This is a genomic window from Bacillus sp. 16GRE42 (assembly GCF_019837435.1).
Taxonomy (GTDB): Bacteria; Bacillota; Bacilli; order Bacillales; family Bacillaceae_G; genus Bacillus_A; species Bacillus_A wiedmannii.
In genome coordinates this window covers 32,805-53,177 of record NZ_JADAXF010000005.1, presented here as the reverse complement: position 1 = coordinate 53,177, position 20,373 = coordinate 32,805, and the positions used below count along the sequence as shown (strand labels likewise).

General features: G+C 31.3%; 13 protein-coding genes and 2 pseudogenes. 8 read left to right on the top strand and 7 right to left on the bottom strand.

Annotation, left to right across the window (positions count from 1 at the left end):
• Positions 1–232: 232 nt before the first annotated feature.
• Positions 233–973, top strand: a complete 741-nt coding sequence (locus ILS93_RS23500; RefSeq protein WP_088047579.1) for a MerR family transcriptional regulator — start codon at positions 233–235, stop codon at positions 971–973.
• A gap of 34 nt (positions 974–1,007) precedes the next feature.
• Here ILS93_RS23500 and ILS93_RS23495 read toward each other — a convergent pair whose 3' ends face one another.
• Together ILS93_RS23495 and ILS93_RS23490 are read right to left on the bottom strand one after the other, a co-directional pair.
• Positions 1,008–2,462, bottom strand: coding sequence for an FtsZ/tubulin family protein (locus ILS93_RS23495; protein ID WP_088047578.1), 1,455 nt, complete (start codon positions 2,460–2,462; stop codon positions 1,008–1,010).
• Positions 2,463–2,466: 4 nt separating this feature from the next.
• Positions 2,467–2,889, bottom strand: a complete 423-nt coding sequence (locus ILS93_RS23490) for a hypothetical protein (protein WP_016089810.1) — start codon at positions 2,887–2,889, stop codon at positions 2,467–2,469.
• 1,683 nt (positions 2,890–4,572) lie between these two features.
• On the opposite strand from ILS93_RS23490, the gene ILS93_RS23485 reads away from it, so the two are divergent.
• The 6 genes and pseudogenes from ILS93_RS23485 (at position 4,573) to ILS93_RS23465 (ending at position 10,222) form a co-directional block, all read left to right on the top strand.
• The gene (locus ILS93_RS23485) at positions 4,573–5,856 is read left to right on the top strand and encodes a replication-relaxation family protein (RefSeq protein ID WP_222661412.1); all 1,284 of its coding nucleotides are present in this window, start codon (positions 4,573–4,575) and stop codon (positions 5,854–5,856) included.
• A gap of 190 nt (positions 5,857–6,046) precedes the next feature.
• Positions 6,047–6,433: a hypothetical protein gene (locus tag ILS93_RS23480; RefSeq protein ID WP_258126921.1), complete on the top strand. Its 387-nt coding sequence runs from the start codon at positions 6,047–6,049 to the stop codon at positions 6,431–6,433.
• A gap of 17 nt (positions 6,434–6,450) precedes the next feature.
• Positions 6,451–7,257 (top strand): annotated as a pseudogene (locus ILS93_RS23475) (hypothetical protein); the annotation flags it as partial.
• 14 nt (positions 7,258–7,271) lie between these two features.
• A pseudogene (locus tag ILS93_RS23470) lies at positions 7,272–9,203 on the top strand (ABC transporter permease); the annotation flags it as partial.
• 592 nt (positions 9,204–9,795) lie between these two features.
• Positions 9,796–9,927, top strand: a complete 132-nt coding sequence (locus tag ILS93_RS28785; protein ID WP_261784306.1) for a hypothetical protein — start codon at positions 9,796–9,798, stop codon at positions 9,925–9,927.
• Positions 9,905–10,222: a GNAT family N-acetyltransferase gene (locus ILS93_RS23465; protein WP_241949910.1), complete on the top strand. Its 318-nt coding sequence runs from the start codon at positions 9,905–9,907 to the stop codon at positions 10,220–10,222. Before ILS93_RS28785 ends, ILS93_RS23465 begins: the two co-directional genes overlap by 23 nt.
• A gap of 266 nt (positions 10,223–10,488) precedes the next feature.
• Here the strand turns inward: ILS93_RS23465 and ILS93_RS23460 are convergent, their stop codons facing one another.
• From ILS93_RS23460 to ILS93_RS23445, 4 genes are all read right to left on the bottom strand, one after another.
• The gene (locus tag ILS93_RS23460) at positions 10,489–11,712 is read right to left on the bottom strand and encodes an MFS transporter (RefSeq protein WP_229135896.1); all 1,224 of its coding nucleotides are present in this window, start codon (positions 11,710–11,712) and stop codon (positions 10,489–10,491) included.
• The gene (locus tag ILS93_RS23455; protein ID WP_088107211.1) at positions 11,709–12,824 is read right to left on the bottom strand and encodes a SagB/ThcOx family dehydrogenase; all 1,116 of its coding nucleotides are present in this window, start codon (positions 12,822–12,824) and stop codon (positions 11,709–11,711) included. Before ILS93_RS23455 ends, ILS93_RS23460 begins: the two co-directional genes overlap by 4 nt.
• An 884-nt stretch (positions 12,825–13,708) precedes the next feature.
• Positions 13,709–13,852, bottom strand: a complete 144-nt coding sequence (locus tag ILS93_RS23450; protein ID WP_165915447.1) for a hypothetical protein — start codon at positions 13,850–13,852, stop codon at positions 13,709–13,711.
• A gap of 943 nt (positions 13,853–14,795) precedes the next feature.
• Entirely contained in the window at positions 14,796–16,505 is a 1,710-nt protein-coding gene (locus tag ILS93_RS23445) for a hypothetical protein (protein WP_222661408.1), read from the bottom strand.
• 1,482 nt (positions 16,506–17,987) lie between these two features.
• Between ILS93_RS23445 and ILS93_RS23440 the strand changes: the two genes are divergently transcribed.
• Positions 17,988–19,685, top strand: coding sequence for a helix-turn-helix domain-containing protein (locus tag ILS93_RS23440; protein ID WP_222661406.1), 1,698 nt, complete (start codon positions 17,988–17,990; stop codon positions 19,683–19,685).
• A 161-nt stretch (positions 19,686–19,846) separates the two neighbouring features.
• On the opposite strand, the gene ILS93_RS23435 is transcribed toward ILS93_RS23440, so the two are convergent.
• Positions 19,847–20,314 (bottom strand): RsfA family transcriptional regulator, encoded by a 468-nt coding sequence (locus ILS93_RS23435; RefSeq protein ID WP_064474261.1) that lies wholly within the window; start codon positions 20,312–20,314, stop codon positions 19,847–19,849.
• Positions 20,315–20,373: the final 59 nt, after the last annotated feature.

The window sequence follows — 20,373 nt, the reverse complement described above, 5'->3', positions numbered from 1 at the left end:
TGTATGCTTTAGGGTGACAATAGTATCAACAAGTCCAGCGTATTCTATTTAGATAGGTAATGTTCTGTTAACAAACATTCGATTACATGTTAATTTTATATTTCATGTGAGTTACTGATTACATAGGGATTTGCATACGTATTAGCGAAATACTACCTAACATGTTAATTTCAGTCCACATGTTAATTTCAAATTGAGTGTTCATAAGCTGATTTTTAAGGAGGTTGTTACAATGATTGAACAAAAAAGCGAATCACAAGACCATCAAATTAACGATGATGACATATTAGATGATAATATTTTTGAAAAGGCATGGCGAATAACTGAATTCTCTAAACTAGTTGGACGTCATCACAATACCGTTTATAATTGGTTCAATATTTTAGAGGAAAAAGGGCTCCATGAAACGTTAAGAACCCAAAATACAAATGAAAAACTTTATAATACATTAGATCTTGAAATTGCTCTATTTATTAAGCAGAAAAGGGATGAGAAATGGTCTTTAGATGCAATTATTGACCTATTACCACACCAATTCGATTTAAGACCTGTATCACTAGAAAATCAATCAAATGAAGTGTCTACTGAATTAAACCTTCAGGCCACTGCAGAAATCATTGAAAAAATGGTAACTAAACAGGTAGAAGAAAAAATAAAACATATTGAGTCTCGTTACGAAGAGAGGGTAGACAGTATACTTAAACAGTTACCACAACCCGAAGATGCAGAAACCATAAAATTACGTCAGCGCCAAGATAGACTTGATAATTTCATTATTGAGCATAGGGCACGTCAGGAGTTAAGAAAGCAGGCAGAAGGCCTGTGGAATAGTAAAGCTGAAGAGGAACGTACTAGAAAGGTAGGATGGTTTAAAAAAGAGGAAGATTTGGGTAAAAAACAACTCTTCATTGAACAGTATATACAGGATAATATAATTGATTATATTAAATCTCTTATGAATTCTGTGGAATAATAAAAAAGTCTGGAACTTAGTCCAGACTTTTTTATTATTTTGTAGTACCAAACATCTTATCAGGATCTAGAAAATCTGCTAAATCTTCTTCTTCATTTGCTCCAGCATTATTATTTTCTTCGTCACTACCCATATCGATAAAATCTCCAAATGCAAAGCCTAAATCCTCATCCTCATCAATACTCTCGATAGTACTAATTTGAGACTTAGTAAACTGAATTTGGCTTTGTCTTTCTTTAAACTCATTAAATTCTTCAACTAAACCTTTAGATAATCTCGATGGTAATGCATCAGTTTTATAGAACGTATATACACTTCCTAAGAAATCATTTTTACTTACCAAATATCCGTTAAAAACTGTACCGTTTATTGGTAGATTATTTGAAACCTCTACCTTAGCATCATCCATAAAGGAATCATTAATATTTTTTTGCTCATCTAAGATAGCAAGCATACCAAAATGATGTACTTTTGACGCTTCTACAGAACCATCGTTATTCTTCTTCATCAAATCAATTGGGGGATGGAAAGAGCTACCTCTTAATGATTCTTGGAACATCTCGATAATTGCATGGCTATTTTCTATCTGGTTCATATTACGTGAAACCTTATTAATTACTAAACAGCCCGTTTTCTCAAGTAAAATACGCTTAAAGTCTTGGGAATCGAGTATTACAGATGTACCAGATCCATTGGCAGCGGTATTTAGCTCATGAATAATTTCACTAATGCGTTGATTTGCATAATCCCGTGAATTGGCGATACCTTTTTTCTCATTTTCATTTAATCCCTTAAATTCATCGTAGAAGTGCTGATTATCAGCAAATACTACAAAGGCTACACCTTTGGATTTATCATTTGCTAATTTCCAAATCTCCTGTGAAAATTTATTTACTTGTCGTAATACATCCGGCCCATCTGCTCGGACAGGAAGTGTTACAACAATCCCCATTTTAATAAAATCTTTGCGCTCAATAGCATTTTCAAATGCAATTCTCGCAAACTTTGCTTGATTTGCTTTGATTTCAGACATTGGATATTGCTGCGCAACTTTTTGTAATTCTTGTCTGATTACTGGTTTGTTATGAAAAGAAGAAAATTCTTCAATAGCTTTAATGATTGTAGAAGTTCCTGTTCCTCCACCTAAACCCGCAAAGAAAAGAACAAGTTCATCAGAAGGTCTTACACGTTCAGTAATAAATTCTTTTAATTTATCTTTTGCTTCCTCATTTGAATCAAGAACTTTTACCGCACGCTCAGGGTTCTTACCTAAACCACCTAATTTAAGTGAAACTTGATTACTTTTTGGTACATTTTTTAATTCAGCTAGATCTCCATCATTACTATTTAGTGCTAAGCAATTATATACTGCTGTGCCATCTGTATGTGTATATTCCGCAAATTTATCTACCATTCTAGTACCAGCTTGACCAAATCCAACCATTGTCATTTTGACTGCTACTTCATTTTTCAAGAAGTTTTTTGCCATTATTTTATCTCTCCTTATTTACCTTTTTTCTTTTCCCTAACTCAATAAGTACTTGTTGCCCTCTATAAGTTGAGATTAAAAATTTATATGGATGCATAGTCTTTTCATAGATTAAAGACATTGATGATAGCGTACTCACACTTATTTCTGCTGAACGCCTAGATATATTCGTACGTTCAACTTCTAATGAATAGGATTTACCTTTTTTCTTCTTTACTCTCCTATCAATAACTACATTTTCCACTATTTCATTAATCGATATGCCTCTCATGTACTTTGTCTCTTGAAATTGTTTATTTACTACGTTTCCTATGTATAGAAATACACTGTAGAGTATCTCATCTTGTTCAAGTATATCAGCAAACATGTTTACTACTTCATCTGCAAACTTGATTGTTTGATATTTTTCACTTAAAACCTCGTTCAAGTTGTCCCCCCCTTAAAGCATTGGTTAATTATTCCTAGAAACATAGTACATCATTACACGTTGTATATCAAGTCATTATAAATAAAACTTATATATAGGACTTATATATAAGCCTTATATCAATAAATCATAAAGAATCTATGCTTTATAAGGGTTTATATATACAACGTATATATAACGTGTATATATGTTATATCAATCTTAAATTTCATGTGATTTACATTTTAATTGCGGGTAATAAAATACTATAAAAAAAACTGCTAAAAACACAGGAAAAATTACTCATTTTTATTAACATGAAACTCACAATTAATAATATACGACTTATATATAAATCTTATATATAAGTCGTATATACAAACACCTTTATAAAAAGGATAAATTAAATTATATTTACAACGTAATACGCTATTATTTTCTTGTAAGCCGCTTATATAAGTTTTATATATAAACTTTATTTATACAACTTATATAAATCACACGTAAAATATTTAATATTCAAATAATCGATATCATACTTGCGTATATATGTTACTAAGAAGATTTCATAAAGATTTTTTAATAATTCACACTAAGTTTTTTATTACTTAGTTGTTTTAAAGGGATTTATCTCTTATAAGGATGACAATTGTTAATGTTATGTTAATGCACTATTCTTTACCTATTACTTGTTAGTTCACGTGAATGTATCTGTTGACAGAAAAAATTTACTCTGTGCCTCATTAAAATTCAATTCCTTGTCAATTTCAGTCATTCTTAGAAAGCCATTAGGAGCGGCTGTTAATTTCATATGAACAACAGAGATCATCTCAATTTATAATTAACATGTTAAAAAGGGGATCAAAGGTTAAGCTGACTGATGCAATAGTTCTTAAAATCCCTGTAAATAATCTCTTAAACTAAGACATTCTAATAGTATTATGCTAAAAAATGCATCACTGCTATGAAAAAGAAATATTTCTGTAAATTGGATTATTAACAGAAAATCCTTATCTTATTAACATCAAAGTGATACTTACATTACACTAAAAGTTTTATTAATTTAGTACGAATAATGATAGCAATTAGAACTTCACATAAAATTAACAACTAATTGATTTCATGTGAATGGAACCTTCATGTTAAATACATGTAGACACATTTTTAACTTACCAACAATTATGTAGAAACACTCATTATTTTTTTGTCTAAATGAATTAATAAGTATAATAAGATAAAAATTACCTAAAAGAATAAGTCGAATTTTTACAATGAATCAGTAACAAAAGTAGGAGAGGGCACTTCAACAAAGAGTTTACTTTCTAAAAAAATATAGAGAAAACTCCTCTTTATAATTCTTGAATAATTGTAATCAATCAAAATGTTATTATTCCTATCTAATAAATGTTAGGACGTCATAACATTATTTTTATAACAGAATTTCATTATAACTATTGTTAGATGTCTAGTAGTATATCGGCCTAACAACATGAAAGATTTAATAGGTCCATATAAACCCATGATTTTTAATGGATTTATAATAGTAGTTACCATCCCAACTCTGGTGTACAAAATAGGGTATCTCTGAAAAGCAAAACCTCTTATTCATGTTTTCTTATTTTACAACCACTATATCAATGTAATAGTATATTAAAAATGACAATTATTTAATTTAAGTCTAATTCAATATAAGAGGTGTATACTTTGTCCGGAGAAGTGTATAAATATAAACGACCAGGTACCAAAAAACATTTTCACTTAAAAGAAGCAGACGTTTTTATGTTAACAGTTTTATATTACAAAAGAGCTCTTACAACACGACAAATCACAATGTTATATAGTGCATTTGAGGGAAGAGAATGTTCTGAAGCTAGCATATTTACAAAACTTGACCGATACTCACAATACGGGGCTATGCTAACTAAAAAAATAGATAAAAGGGATGACAGCATTACGAAACGTGCCTTATTTTCCTTAAAAGAAAAAGCAATTGAATTTTTAATGGGGATAGGGAGAATTCCCATTAAAAGTTCCAAAAGAAGGTACTCACGAGCAACTTCTTTTCACACAGTATGTTCACGCGAAGTCATTATGCGTACTCTTCTAGCGACTACAAAGAAAACTCAAACCAATGAATTATTATATAAAATGGATATTCGTTCTTTTTACCAGAAACAAAATATGAAAATTGAGGATGACCAGTTGCCTTTGATTCCAGATGAACATATTTCATATCAAGGTAAAAATATCTATATCGAGATGGATATGTGTAAAGAAACAAATGCTACCTTAGTTGAAAAAGTAGGTAAGTACATAGAATTCTCACAAAAAACGACTGAGAATATAACCGTTGTTTTTGTTATGTACGACAAAACTATGTTTCTTGCAGAAGATGCTGAACCACCATACGTGCGGATGAAAAATCTATTATTTTCTATGCGGAAATATCATGAAATTTTAATGAATCAAACCAATCTACATCTACACGTCTGCTCACTTAAAAATGCTGGAGATGTTATTTCAGATATCATCCTTGGAAAAGATGATAATCAAAACTTCGAACAAGATATTCTTTTATCTTTATCTCAACGTACAGTAGGAGATGCCGATTGGCGTTACGCATTTGTTGAAAAGGTTCAAACGTTCAAAGAATCAATAGATGGAGGACTTCGACGAACGTATAGGAGAGATAAAGATGTGATCCAAGATTTCTTTTTTATTTTCGGAAATGAAAATGATTACAGGATGATTGCTAGACTAGACGATGTCGTATTTTCAAGAAAAGAAGGGGACGAAGGCGTTCCACTTGTTGTTATTTATCCGAAACGTGAGAAACCTAGAGATATTCTTTTAATGAACACTTATAACAACGTACTACTACTATCCTTACAAAATGAGAGTGTCACTATGGACGCGAATGAACAGATCATGGCACGTACTGCAAATAACATTCATCCAAAAAGACGTAAACTTGTAGAATTATATTAATCTATTGTTTTTTATATACTTATATACAATTTTATTGATTTCTATTTTTTAAGGTGTTAGAATAGCGATTGAACATATAATAAAAACTACAATCAAATCAGAACATATGAAATTAAGGCAAGCGACACACGCTGTTTTTACAGTGGGTGTCGCTTGTCTTTTTTTATATGGAGAAAGGTGGAAAATGATAATGAATTTACAATTTGTATCAACAACGAATGGAGGAGTGCTCTCTGCAAGAGAAGCATTTAAGAATCCAGAACTTGTCCTAAAACATATGACAGAAGAGGGGGCAACGTTTAGTGTTTCTCTACAAGATATCCAAATCCCAGGAAAACCGAATTACTTTTGGTATGATGTAATAATTGAAACGGCAACGAATAAAAAAATAGAAGTAAATATTGCGGTACTTTCACAAGAAGAATACGAGCAACTATGCGAAAGAAATAGCATTGATTTATATTTAAAACAAACCGAAGATGCAGCGAAATTCTTTTTAGAAAAATCAAAAGAACAATTTAAACAAGAATTCAATAATCGATTTACACTCCATCATAAAGCTCAATTATATCTGTAAAAGGTAGGTGAGCCTATATGGAGACATTTAAACAACGATTATCTCTATTTACTACAATTGGTTTAATTAGCGGGTTTATTCTTTCATTTGGATTCGGTTTAGTAAACTACATAAAACTACTTTACTATGCATTTGAACCACCGTCTTCTCCTATAGAAATCACATATGTACCGCTCATTTTAATGTTCTTTTCTTTACTATTAGGAGAGTTCAGCTTTAGGTTTTACAGCCGTATTCCTGCTTTGCATGTAAAAAATGGGAAATTAATAATTTTGATTGCTTCTCATATTGCAGTTGATATTCAATTTTTATGGTTTGCAACTGCTCCGATCCATGCAAAGGTTATTCCATATCTTACGGATAAATCAAATCATTTAAATTTTGGTGAATATGAGGCCTTAGGTCATGTTTTAACAGGGAATTTTCACACACTCACTATGATTTTTGTGTTTTTACCTTCAGTATTTATGATTTTATTTACACTTTGGTATAGTGGCCATATTGTTCGTTACCGAGTGGAGATATTAAAGTGGGTACAAAAATACGAATATAAAAATCACAAGTTACAAAAATGGTTTAATAGCCAAGAAGAACAAATATATCCTGATGTAGAAATTGGGCCTCATATTGAGCATAAAGAAATGGTTCGGATTTAGGGGAAAGATAGAACGCTAAATGCAATTATTATTGGTCCAATTGATTCTGGTAAAACATCAAGTTTAATTATTCCTATGATAAATCAAGATTTACACTGGATGGTACGTTTCATAAATAAGTTTGAAACAGCGTATAAAAAGAATGATTATGATACAGAAGAAGTAAAATGAAGCATTAATCATTATTAAATGAGAATGTTAATACTACTTCTTTTAAAAAGAATATCCAAAAACAATTACCACAAAGTAGCGTAATAGATGTTCAGGATAAAGAACTAGAGAGACAAAAAGATTTACGGATGTTGTTACCATTTCTTCAACTTTTCAGTGTATTAGTCCTTGGAAGTGCTGCTATCACTACTTCTAACACAATGAAAGTCATTATTGCTTCACGTACACATGATATCGCTGTTATGAAGTCAGTAGGAATGAAAACTAAATATATTATTCAATATTTTCTATTAGAAGCATTTTGGTTAGCAATTCTCGGAACTGTTGGTGGGATTGTACTTGGCTTATTAGCTAGCATTTGGCTAACTTCATATCTAGCAGACGTGCTTTCACTACCCCTACATTGGGGAATTTCATGGTCTGTAATTTTCACAACTATTATTGTGGGATTAATTGTAACCTTCGTAGCTTCTTGGATACCTGTAAAAAGTGGCATGCGTGTATCACCACTTCAAATGTTACGTGATACTGAGAATACAAGTGTGAATTATACTTTACCATTTAAAAAGAAATTTCAACTCTTTATATTTATTTGTGGCATTGTTTCTATTTATGTTTATAATATAGCTTTTACAACAAATACAAATGGCAACGCCATCTTTAAGTGGTTTCTTGCTTTTTTACTTACAAATGCAGTTCTATTATTTATTTTTGCTTTTATCCGTTTTATAGGATTTATATATTCTTTATTATTTAAATTAATTGGTGCTATGAAAAACATAATGCCACAAACTCAATTCCTTGCTTTACACAACATGGCTACTACAAGTAAACGAAGTGGTTTATTGGCAGTTACTTTAACTATTGGTGTTGTTTCTGTTGTCTCTAGCCATGTATTTGCAGACAATTTAATTGAATCAGTTCAAGGCCAATTGGAAAAAGAAGCAATGGGAAATCTTCTTATTACTAGTTTCATTCATGATGAAGAGAAAGTTGAAAAACAACTAAACTCTATTAAAGACATAAAAGGATGGAAAAAAGGGTATCAATTAGATGGAAGACTCCAAAATATTAACGGGGTAGAAGCGGCATCTATATTCATGAAGAATATAAAAGATGATAAATTTTTTAGCTCAACTAAAATTTCGATAGAAGGGGTAGATACATCCCTTAATTCGAGAGCCTATACGATAGCTGAAGGGCGTGACTTAGCTTTATCGGATGCAAAAGGGAAAAAGGCAGTGCTTTTGGACAGCTATAAGAAATTAGGTATGAAAATTGGCGATACAGTTGACATTCAAATTGGAAATGAATCAGTAAACTGCAAAATTATAGGTTTCTTTAAATCTGGTGTAGTTAAAACCGTTGGCATACGTATCCCAACTGAAACATTAGCTACATATGGGAAACCAAGCCGAATTACTTATTCCTTAGATAGTGATCCTCAAAAAACCAATGCTATATTAAAAAAATTAAATGAAAAACTTCCTAGTTCAGCAATGGCATATTCAATTGCTGCTACAGCAATCGATAGTCTTCAGTATATTATTCAAATGTAAAGTGCTTTCTTCTCAATTGTAGCGCTGTTCGCATTTTTAACGGCTGTTCTCACAATTGGAAATCCAGTTGTCATTCGCTTAATGCAACAGACACGAGATGTTGCTATTCTGAAAACAGTTGGTATGTCTTCTAGTAATTTGATGAAATCCATTTTATTAGAAGATACAATTATCTCCCTATCAGCTGGATTAGTTGGTGCTGGAATTGCATTAGCCTTTTCAGGTATCATTTTGCGCTTCTTGTTCCAAATGCCCATAAAAATAGATATGACTTGGTCTATTTTAGGCATACTTTTATCTGTTATAACAACAATCATTGTGGTTTGGATAGCAGCAAAACAATCATTATCAGCTAGACCTATACACCTTTTACAAAATAAATAAATAAAAAAGCGTATTTTGATCCTTAGTCAAAATACGCTTTTTTTCCATTCCTAACATATTAAAAATCATAATTATCTCAATCAACTTAGATTCCTTAATTACAACTTTTTAAATATAAAAAATAATAAATAGTAATATTTTTTGTAAATAAGTTTTAAAAATCAGAAAATACCTTACTACAATAATCTCAATTATGGAATATATGGAGATATTTTTATTTTATTTGATTCCGTTTATTCCCACACCTCTTGCATTGTGGTTAAGTTATAGAAGCCCTTTTTGTGTTAGTTTGGATGTATTATATAATCAAACGTCTATTTAATTCCATTATCCGAGGGAGGGATTTGAATTAACGAAGAAGTACAAAGTAAACTGAACCTATTATTACAAAAAATTCGTGAAACCGTGTCTGCTGTCGCTAGAAAATCGTAATTAGGCGTTGCATCACTATAAAGTTTTTAATAAATTTAAGTTATTTGATAATTACCATTATATAGTTCCACTGCAGGGCATATTTTTAAGAAGAAGTGGTACAATAGATGTGATAATATGTTCGGAGATTTATACGCTTAGTAACTAATAAGGAGGACGTATGGAAATATTAAATGCATCTAAATCGGATTTAGAAGAAGTATCACAACTTACCGGTCAAGCTTTAAATGAAGGGTCTGTAAACAGTTATACTGTTGATAATGTAAATAATGGAAAAAGTATTAGCAAATAACGGTAAGCTCTTAGTAGTAAAAGAGTCGGAACAACTGGCGGGATGGGTGCTATTTGGCTCTCAAAAAGATAGTATCACTGATGAAGAAATTGGATTTATTTATGAGATTTATATTTTGAAGAATTATAGGAAAAAGGGCTTCGCTAAAAGATTACTTGAAAAATGTATTACTGACCTAAAAACACAAGGTCTAAAAAATGTTCGTCTTGTTGTATATAAAGGGAATAAAGCAATTCAAATTTATGAGGAATTTGGGTTTATTGAGAATCGAATTGTCATGAATAAGGAGATTTAAGATGAGTGTCCTTGTTGTACTGACGGAGGGCATTATGGAATAACTCATAGAATTAAATGATCTTATTGTTATATTTTTAAGTTTAGTGAAATATTTTACATCGAAAACTTAATAACTTTTAACCTCATTAACCAAATTTAAAATCCTTGCTACACTTCATAGGCAGCAAGGATTTATTTTTCCACATCAAAATTAAGCAAATTTGTTATTTCTCTATACGACGAGAATATTGTAATTTCATAGTTTCCCCCTAAAAATGTAATTATTTAAACATCAGAATAATTACTTTTATTTTCGGTTGTATAGCTTTTAGAGTTCACCCTAAAGTCAATGATAATAGCGGAAACTAGAGTAAGGGTACATATACCTAACAAAACCATTAAACTACTATACCCTATTTGATCTAGCAAAAACCCAATTAACACTAAACATAATTGCATAATTGTTCGATCTAACATTGTTTTAAATGAAAAAAATCTTCCATGAATACTTGAAGGGACTTTTTGTTGCGCATATGTATATAAAAGAGGATTAAACATGCCGTATGCCAAACCAAATACACTAAAAGCGAAAATAGTTAGATAAAGGTTTGTCAATGATAATAAAATTTGAGCTATCCCCATCAAACAGCAAGCAAATAAAAGGATATTCACTTGTTTATGATATCGTTTTATTACTCTTTTGATGAGTAGGCCTGCAATTAATATACTTGTCCCTTCTATAAAATAGAGTATCCCCATGATTGAACTGGGTTGTCCCTTTCCAATCTCAATAACAAATAAATTAAAGCCAGAAATAAAGATTAGAGGGATAATGGATAATGTAAGAACTACTTTTATAGGATGATTATTTATAATAATGGGAAAAATATCCTTAAAATTAGTCTTTAGTTTTTTAGGAAGCAATTGTATATCGTTTGGAATAACTAATAAAAAATTAATAAAGTATAAAATTGCATAGGCGATGAGAGCAATGATAAATAATGTATATAAAGGAGCGACGGTTAATAAAAGGCCAGCTAATACAGCTCCAAAAATTCTTGACAAAGTGATTATATTTATATTAATAGCATTAACCGTAATCAAGTCATCTTCTTTAACTAAAGTTGGCAATATTGTTTGTATAGTAGGGTTAAAAAATGAAGCAGAACAGCCAATTCCTATGCTATAGATAACCATCCAATAAATTGACCCCGTATATATAGCAACTAACATTGATAAAACAGATGCAATTCTCATCAATCCAACTAATTGTAATACCTTTAATTTAGAAGTAGAATCTATATAACGCCCTGCATAAGGGCCTATTATAACCCCAAGGACACCACCAATAACAAGAAAAAAAGCCTGAAGAACATGAGATTTTATATGTATTTGTAAAAATTGCAAATTCCCAATTGTGCCAAACCATATACCTAATTGAAAGACTAGTTGACTTCCTAATACAATACATAAATTTTTGTTATGAATGATGGCTTTAAAGGATTTCATTTCAAGTCCTCACCTCTAAACCTAAAATCTCTCCCATAATTTTTAGCTCCATCACTAATATGTCCTATTCCAGATAGTCCGCAAACAATTTCTTTTTCCTTATCTATAAATAGTCTTTCTTCTACTAATTCGTCTTTAAGATGGCCAGTGAAAAAGGCTCCTAATTTTAACCATGAAGCAACTAAATAGAAAGTCTGACTTAGATGACCTACATCCATCATAATAATACGATATACCCTTGGACTCTTGTATTTCCACATAGGTCGTTCTAAACATGCTGTATAAAAAAAGAGGACCGATGCATTTTTTACATATTCTTGACCTGCGGCCATATCTATAATATCTGTAATTTTTTCTTTTTTAATCACATTCAATGAATGATTTTGAACATTGTAGTGATATAACCCTTCTTTTATCCCTGTTACATTAGTTATATAAGGATATACCTCAATAGGATGTCTAGCACCCCCAGAAGGACTTGTTTTAAAAAGATTGGCACCCACTCCAAAATCCCTTTTACAAGACTGTGCCCCCCAAACAAAATAAAGAATTGTAGATAATTCAATTAGGGTAATAGGTTTTTCTGAGAAAGAACGTATAGTTTGTCTTTCTAAGAGAGTCTCTAGGAATTTTCCTTCTTTTTTAAAATCAGGAGTAGGTAATGGTATTTCTTCTACATTGTCATATATTTTATATATAGATGGTGCTTTTATATTTTGTTTCTTATTAACCAATCTTTCATAGTCTTGATTTACATCTAAATAATTATCTTTATGGAGTAACCTTGTATTAAAATGAAAATATTTAGCTGGAGTTCCCCATTCTCTCCAATTTTCAAGCTTCATATCTTCTAGATTTTCTTTTTCTATTAATATATGAACTTCTTGAAGGCTTTTAATTATTTCCATCATTTCGTTTCTTGTTAAAGATGAAGCTCGATCTTTCTGTAGCTGTAGATACGCACTATCAGGATCATTCCATTCTTTAAATAATCCTAAAATAGGGAAAACCGAAAGCTCTAAGCTATATTGTTCGTGTCTAATAAAATCATCTATCATAAGATGACCATTTTTCCAAAAATAAATCATATTTTCGGATATTTTTAACTGCATATCAATGTCTCCTAACTTAAAAAATATGTATCTCTTTTTTTAACGATAAATGACTGCCCCTAGTAGGACAGTCATTTAAGCATTTTTAATTATTTTGATGGAGAAGTCTCACCATGTTCTAAATCAACGCGATTTGTGTACTCATTTTCACAAGGTTTAAAAATTTTCATTTCTCTCAACTCCTTTCTATAATTAGAAGATTATTACAATGTATATTTTTCCATAAAAGATTACTTTTGTCAATTAATAGTCTGAAAGTATTTTTTCTTCTGAATATTTAAACCGTAAAAAAAAAACTAGGTTATTAGAAAATATGATTTACGAGCCTTGGGGAAAGAGGGTTAAATAGCATAAAGAGATACTTATTCAACTGTTCATTCAATCTATGAAGAATAATCACATGTTTAAAAAAGAAGAACCAATTTTATCAACGTTAGTATAGCTCTTTTATTAAACAAACATCTAGTTGCTCACATTTGACAAGTAATCTTAAATTTAATCAACTTTTTTCACAATAGGTGAGTTTTTTCTATTAAGTACTTCTAGCAAACTGTATATGGCTCATATTAAGCGATACAAGCTCTTTCAAAGATAAAGCATAGTTTACTATTAAATTGATTATACAAGCGTTTCTATCCATAATTGGAGCTCGATATTTAGCCTGTCTTTCAGTTAACCTCTTTGTCTTCATTCAAATAAGCAGAAAAGGCTTCTAAGATTTTCTCTAAACTAATTGTCACTTTCATTATAATCACCTAGTTTCTTTAGGTGTATTATAACAGAAAGTAGGGTGAAGACCTGCTATCGTCTTTTGCTGCGCATAGTTGCTGACATATTAAAAAGCAAACGGACAAACAAGTTTTTGCTTTTTGATATGTTGATTATTATTTACAGAGCCAAATGAATAAGGCTATCATCATACTCCAAAAAGGAACTACAAAGACTATTCCCCAAAATATCCCTTTGAAAAATCTAATCTCGTTATGCGTATTCATTTCTATATAAGTTGTATCTTTTAGTACAGCCATATTTAATCCTCCCAATAAGAATTGTTTACTACAATAAAAAAAGGACAAACCTGGCCCTGATAGGGATACGTAGGTTTGTCCTTTTGTATGTGGGTAATGATATGTTTAATTACCCTTATTATAACGGAATTTACAAATATTTTCAATTAGGTCAGACATCTTATTAACAAGCATACTAGTAATAATAAAATCTATTATAAATATATATCTTATATATTAAAAAGAAATAAAGATAAAACTATTATAGGTCATCAAAAATAGAGGAAAGATCTACTCCCACAAGAGAAAATTTGATGTTAGAACCTAAAAAATCATAAATAGTAAAAAATGTATCCGTAGATTCAATGATTATCAGACTTTCAATTCTACAAAAAAGCAGAAAGAAAATCATATGTTTCTACATGAAATCGGAAAGAAATAAATACAAATCACTTTATATTTATTCAACTATGGGAATAAGCTTTATTTTCTTTAGTTTGGTAAATAAGGCAGTATCTAACGTTCAATTATCCACATTTTTTTCAGAAAATGTGGATAATTGTTAACATAACTCAGTATTTACACATAACTCACATTATTATTGATGATTTTTATTAGATGAAATAAACGACACTAGTATTATCAAGGATATTGAGAAAATATTATTCACATTTAATCATAATTGTCCTCATATCCACTGTTTTTATAAATATCCTTCTGATTTTTTGTAGGTATAATAGGATAGGTTTTATTACAGAAGAAGAATACCCATTAGTATTATGTGGAGAGTTATAGACAGAAAGAAGAAAACTTGTATAGAAATGCATAAAAAAAGACTCCATTTTACATGAAGTCTTTTTGATTTGATATGTATTAATAGAGAAGTGGAAAAGAGGTATTAATGAAACAAACACGAATAGCCCCCCACTTTTGATTTTTTCAAAAATAGAGAGCTTGTAGCTTTTTATTTTATTTCCATTGCGGTTAGCACCTGATCCGGATCTGTTATTGTTACACCAGAACGTACTAAACGTTCGAAGGTACGCATAAACTCTAGTAAATTAAACTGCTTTGGTAGCTCAATAACACGAAGTTTTTCTTGTGGCAGCTTATCAATAGCTTCGATAAACCATTCACGCACATCACTTGGAATCGTACGTTCTTTATGACCACGAACTTTTAGTTTTTCACGCATTTCAATTTCTAAAGCGATATATGCATGGAGATTTACTCCCTGATCATATGCATATTTTCTAAATAACGTTTCTTCCTGGTATTTTAGATAATTACGGTGATAAGATTCTTCCGTCACTGGTACCGCAAACTTCTGCTTCAGTAGTGCATGTACATTTTTAAACATCTTCTTAATGTTATGAAGAGAGTACATAGAATAATGTAGACCAAAATTAAAGACAGCTTGTTCACGGTCACTATTTCTCTCTTTAGGTATATGCTGGGCAATAAGAGGGTAGATGCCTTCTTTAGCCGCTGTATCAAGAATTTGATATTGAGATGTTTGATGCAATAGTTTTTTCAATGTATATACAATTTTCGTTGGATATCCTTCTTTTCGATCAACCATGTCACGAAGACCACGAATGACACTGCGAATTTGACGATGACAAGTATGCTTTAAAACATGAATGAATTTATTCATATCTGCAGACAGTTCACTAATGTTCATTTCTTGTAGGACTGACTCGATGAACTTCGCTTTACGAGCATAAGTAGCTTTGGGTGTAAATGGATCCCTATGTTGTTCTTCTCCAGCTTCTTTCGAACATAAGAAATCTGAATGGATAGACAGATATAATGTCGTATATCGTTTTGTATGCTTTACACCTTTTTGCATTTTACAAATTTTGAATAGGGGATTCCCCGTACATGGTAATGCAGTTGTTAATTCCTCGATAACCGCGCGGATCTGATGCGGATATTTTTTATGTAAGAAACGATACATCCCACCGAAATGAGTTTTGTTGCCTCTTTCATCCTGCTTGTCTAAAGAACGTTTTAAAGTTGTTTCTGTATGTTGTTGCATTGAGATGTCTAAGAATAGTTTCTTAGCCGCTACAGATAGCTTAAAGAAATCCTTTGTAAATATAACAGGACTAATATATACGTACGGATTTGCTTTTTCTGTTTCCTCATTCATAAAATGAGTGAGTTTGATTGTATAACGGCCATCTACTCCATTTTCTATGGAGATAATGTTATGTAAGTTTAATTTCTTTAATGCAATATAGAATTGAGAGTGTTGGATATAAGCAAATTCTTCTTTATATTGCTTGTAATCTTCCCACATCATATGTATTGTTACATTTGGAATGACACCATTAGTAAAGCATTTCTTATGTAGATATAAGAAAACTTCGAGATCAGCATTCGTAATGCCGTATAATTTATGCTTTCTGCCCGTTTTTTCTGCAATTGCAGACATTGCGCGACGTGAAAAAGATGGCTTGGCTTTTTCGACAAAGCCTTCTACGTCAGCAATACGTTCTTCGTATGTCATGTGCTGCAGAATATCTTCTAAATATGTATCTTTATAGCTGTAGTACTTCTCCTCAAATGTTTCCACAAATTTTTGCCAAGATTTTAGTGTGACTAAAACTGCGTTTGTTTTTTCTCCATTTAAGCTACGTTGATTTTGAATAATAAATGATTTCCCCATCTTTTTCACCTCCGTTCTGCAAAATTCGAAATGAATGCCAGAATACTATAAAATATACCAATTTTGATTATAGCAAATCGAAAATTGACGAAAGGTGCTCCTTTAAGAAGAAAAATATCAACTTGCAACAGCCTCTAAAGCCAAGTGTGTCAAGGGATTGGAGAATTTCATTTATTTTTTTTGTGTTAAGGATACCGCAAACGTGTTGCAAGTTGTGTGATATGTATAAAAGTAAGTGGAAAAGTACCTAAACCCATGGTATATAAAGGGTTAGAGTGAAAATGGTAGGAAAATTAGGGAAAGGATACCGCAAACGTGTTGCAAGTTGGTGAACGCAATTATTAAAAATGGATTACAATGATTAACCTTGATATAAAAGGATTTGTTCGCACTTATAGATTAAAAGTAGGTAGAGGATACCGCAAACAGTGTTGCATCTTGTGAGAAAAATAAGGGTATGCATACCGCAAACGTGTTGCAAGTTGTGTGATATGTATAAAAGTAAGTGGAAAAGCACCTAAACCCTTGGTATGTAAAGGATTAGAGGGAAAATGGTAGGAAAGTTAGGGAAAGGATACCGCAAACATGTTGCATTTTATGTATGTAACTTATTCAAAATATGAGAAAAATAGCTTAATAACCTTAAAATCACATGATTTTTTTAAAATTACTTGGTTGAGAAATAAATTATACTGTTGCAAGTTGAAAGAAATAGGGAAAGGATACCGCAAACGTGTTGCAAGTTGAGTAGAAATAAGGAAGAGAAAGAGCAAATGTGTTGCAAGTTAAAGAGTTAGGGAAAGCAAAGCGCAAAAAGTGTGCAAGTTGAAAGAAATAGGGAAGAGAAAGAGCAAACGTGTTGCAAGTTAAAGAGTTAAGGAAAGCAAAGTGCAAAAAGTGTGCAAGTTGAAAGAGATAGGAAAAAGAAAGAGCAAATGTGTTGCAAGTTAAAGAGTTAAGGAAAGCAAAGCGCAAAAAGTGTGCAAGTTGAAAGAAATAGGAAAAAGAAAGAGCAAACGTGTTGCAAGATGAGGAGTTAAGGAAAGCAAAGCGCAAAAGGAATGCAAGTAAAGAAGAATAGGAAAAAGAAAGAGCAAATGTGTTGCAAGTTAAAGAGTTAAGGAAAGCAAAGTGCAAAAAGTGTGCAAGTTGAAAGAGATAGGAAAAAGAAAGAGCAAATGTGTTGCAAGTTAAAGAGTTAAGGAAAGCAAAGCGCAAAAAGTGTGCAAGTTGAAAGAAATAGGAAAAAGAAAGAGCAAACGTGTTGCAAGTTGAAGAGTAAAGGAAAGCAAAGCGCAAAAGGAATGCAAGTAAAGAAGAGTAGGAAAAAGAAAGAACAAACATGTTGCAAAATGAGGAGTTATGGAAAGAAAGACGCAAAATCTTATAAATATCTGTTACAATGTATTAAATAAAATAGTAGTAAAGAATTTATGATAAAAACTACTTTGTTGTGATCCATGGTTTAGGGAGGAATATAAAGTGGATAACTTATTACAAATGTTTCGAGATGCCTTGCTAATCTCTGAGCCAATTTATAAAACGAATGAGCTAGTATGGAATAAGTGGAATGCATACTTTAAAGATGTTGAAAACAATAATAATAAAGTATTAACCTCACCTCATGCTTCCCCATCATTTACTGCATTAGTGTCTTGGCTAGAAAAAAAGGAAGAATCCGGTACTACATTAGTACAAATTTATGCCAAAATTGATTCCTATAAGGAAGAAATATATAAAGAAATTGAAGGATTTATAGACAAAGAATTTCAAAATGTAGCATCTTCAAGTTCCATAATATTAGAAAGAGATCAAAATATAGAAGAGACCAACATAGTAAACCACGAGGATTATTATGAGGTAAATAACTCTGCTGTTTATTATAAATTAAGAGACGGAATTGCAAAGAATCAATTTGAAGAGGATGACAATACCAAAGTTTTACAATATCCTATTGAAACGAAGTCTTCTAATGGGATGGCTCAACTTTCTTCACATAAAGACGAGGATTTAAGACTTACAAATATTGAAGAAGCTGCCCGATGGAATACCCTTGTTGATGATGTAATGAGTAATATGGATGATTTAACGGCAGATTGTTTAGATGCAATTACAATACAGTGGATCAACGAAGCAAAATCTCCAGATGAGTTTATTGATTTTTCATATGAACAAGTTTTAGAAATGTGCAACATTCCAAAGACAGTCGTTAAAAATAAAGAATATTATCGAGCTGAAGATAAAATTAAAATAGCAAAGAGAATTGCTGCTTTAGCGAGTATTTTTATCTATTTAAATGATGAAAATGAGGTTGTAGTATTAAATGACCGCGATGATGAAGGAGAACGACTAGAATTAAAGCGTGAGGTTGTTAAGAGATTATTCGTATTAGATTCGGTTGTATTGTGGAGACATAGTGTTACAAATGAGTATATGGGTATTGAGTCTTGTCGTATTAAGCCAGGCAGCTTTTTAACTAATTACTTATATGGATCAAATAATACAACGGCGTTATTGTCTAAAAAAGCACTTGAATATAATAGTTATAGACATAAATATCATAAAAGGTTAATTCGATATTTAACGTGGCAATGGAGAATTAGGCAAATGTATTCATCATTGAAAAAGCCTTATTCTATAGGAGGGGACAAGGGATTACTAGCAGTAATGGATATTCCAAAAGATTGGAAGCCAAATCGTATTAAGGAACAGCTAGAAAATGTTCTAATGGATTTGGAAAATGAGAAAGTAATCTCTCATTGGGAGTATAGTGATCCGCTGGATGAACAACAAATTGGGAAACGTAACTGGTTTAAAAATTATTACGCTAACTTAGGAATAACTATTTTACCTCCTGAGGAAATGCTGCAATCAATGGATAGGGTAATTGGAAAGAAGAGCATAGAAGAACCTCAAGAACAATTACCTGAAGTAACAGTTGTTAAAGAGATAAAGAAGACTGTAGAATCGGTCGAGCAAATAGAGAAAAAGATTCGTGACCAAATACTGAAAGTACACAATGAAAAAAAGGTAAGCATTCGTGAAATAGCAGATGAAATTAGTATTTCACCGTCTACATTATCGAGATTTTGTAATCATAAAACAAAACGTTTATCTAAAAAAGCATTAGAAAAGCTAACAAAATGGTGTGAAAGACAAGAAATATTAGAAAAGATGTAATATAGACTAAGTATTTATCTTAATAATAGTCAAATTAAAAATACACATACATTATGTATGTGTATTTTACTTATTACCAATTATAATAGTTAGAATTTTCTTTATAAGTAGTGATTTTGGAGGGTAAAGGTCCTACTTGTAACTCGATATAGTTATGCTGTTTAATCCACTACAATTAAATTTCTTGTCTTTTCGATATGGTTCAGTAACATACGATACTCTTCTTCATACATAGTTAAACGTTGTAGAAGGGATTGATTCTCTGCTTCTAAATCTTCAATTTGATTTTGTAAATTTGTCAATTCATTCACATTTTTATAATTTTGTAGAAAGAGAATAATGTCATCTAATGTAATAGACAAAGAGTTTGTTTCTTTTTCTGGTGGGGAGAGGGGAATGTTGGTTCCCACTTTTCGCTCTTGTTTTGCTTGTTGTATTTCTTTTTCGTATTTTTTTCGCACGTATGAATTCCAACGGAATCCGCAAGCAGAAGGTGTTCTAGCTAGTAGTTTTGCGACTTCTTTGAATGCAGCTAATTGTGTTCCCCCGTTATGAATATACTGAAGTACTGTTGATGCGAGAAGTAAATCGTTATCATCAGTCCATGAATCTTGTCTTGAGATTACCACGTTTTAACCCCCTTATATGTTTTATATTACATATATGCAATTACTCAAAATGATAGAAT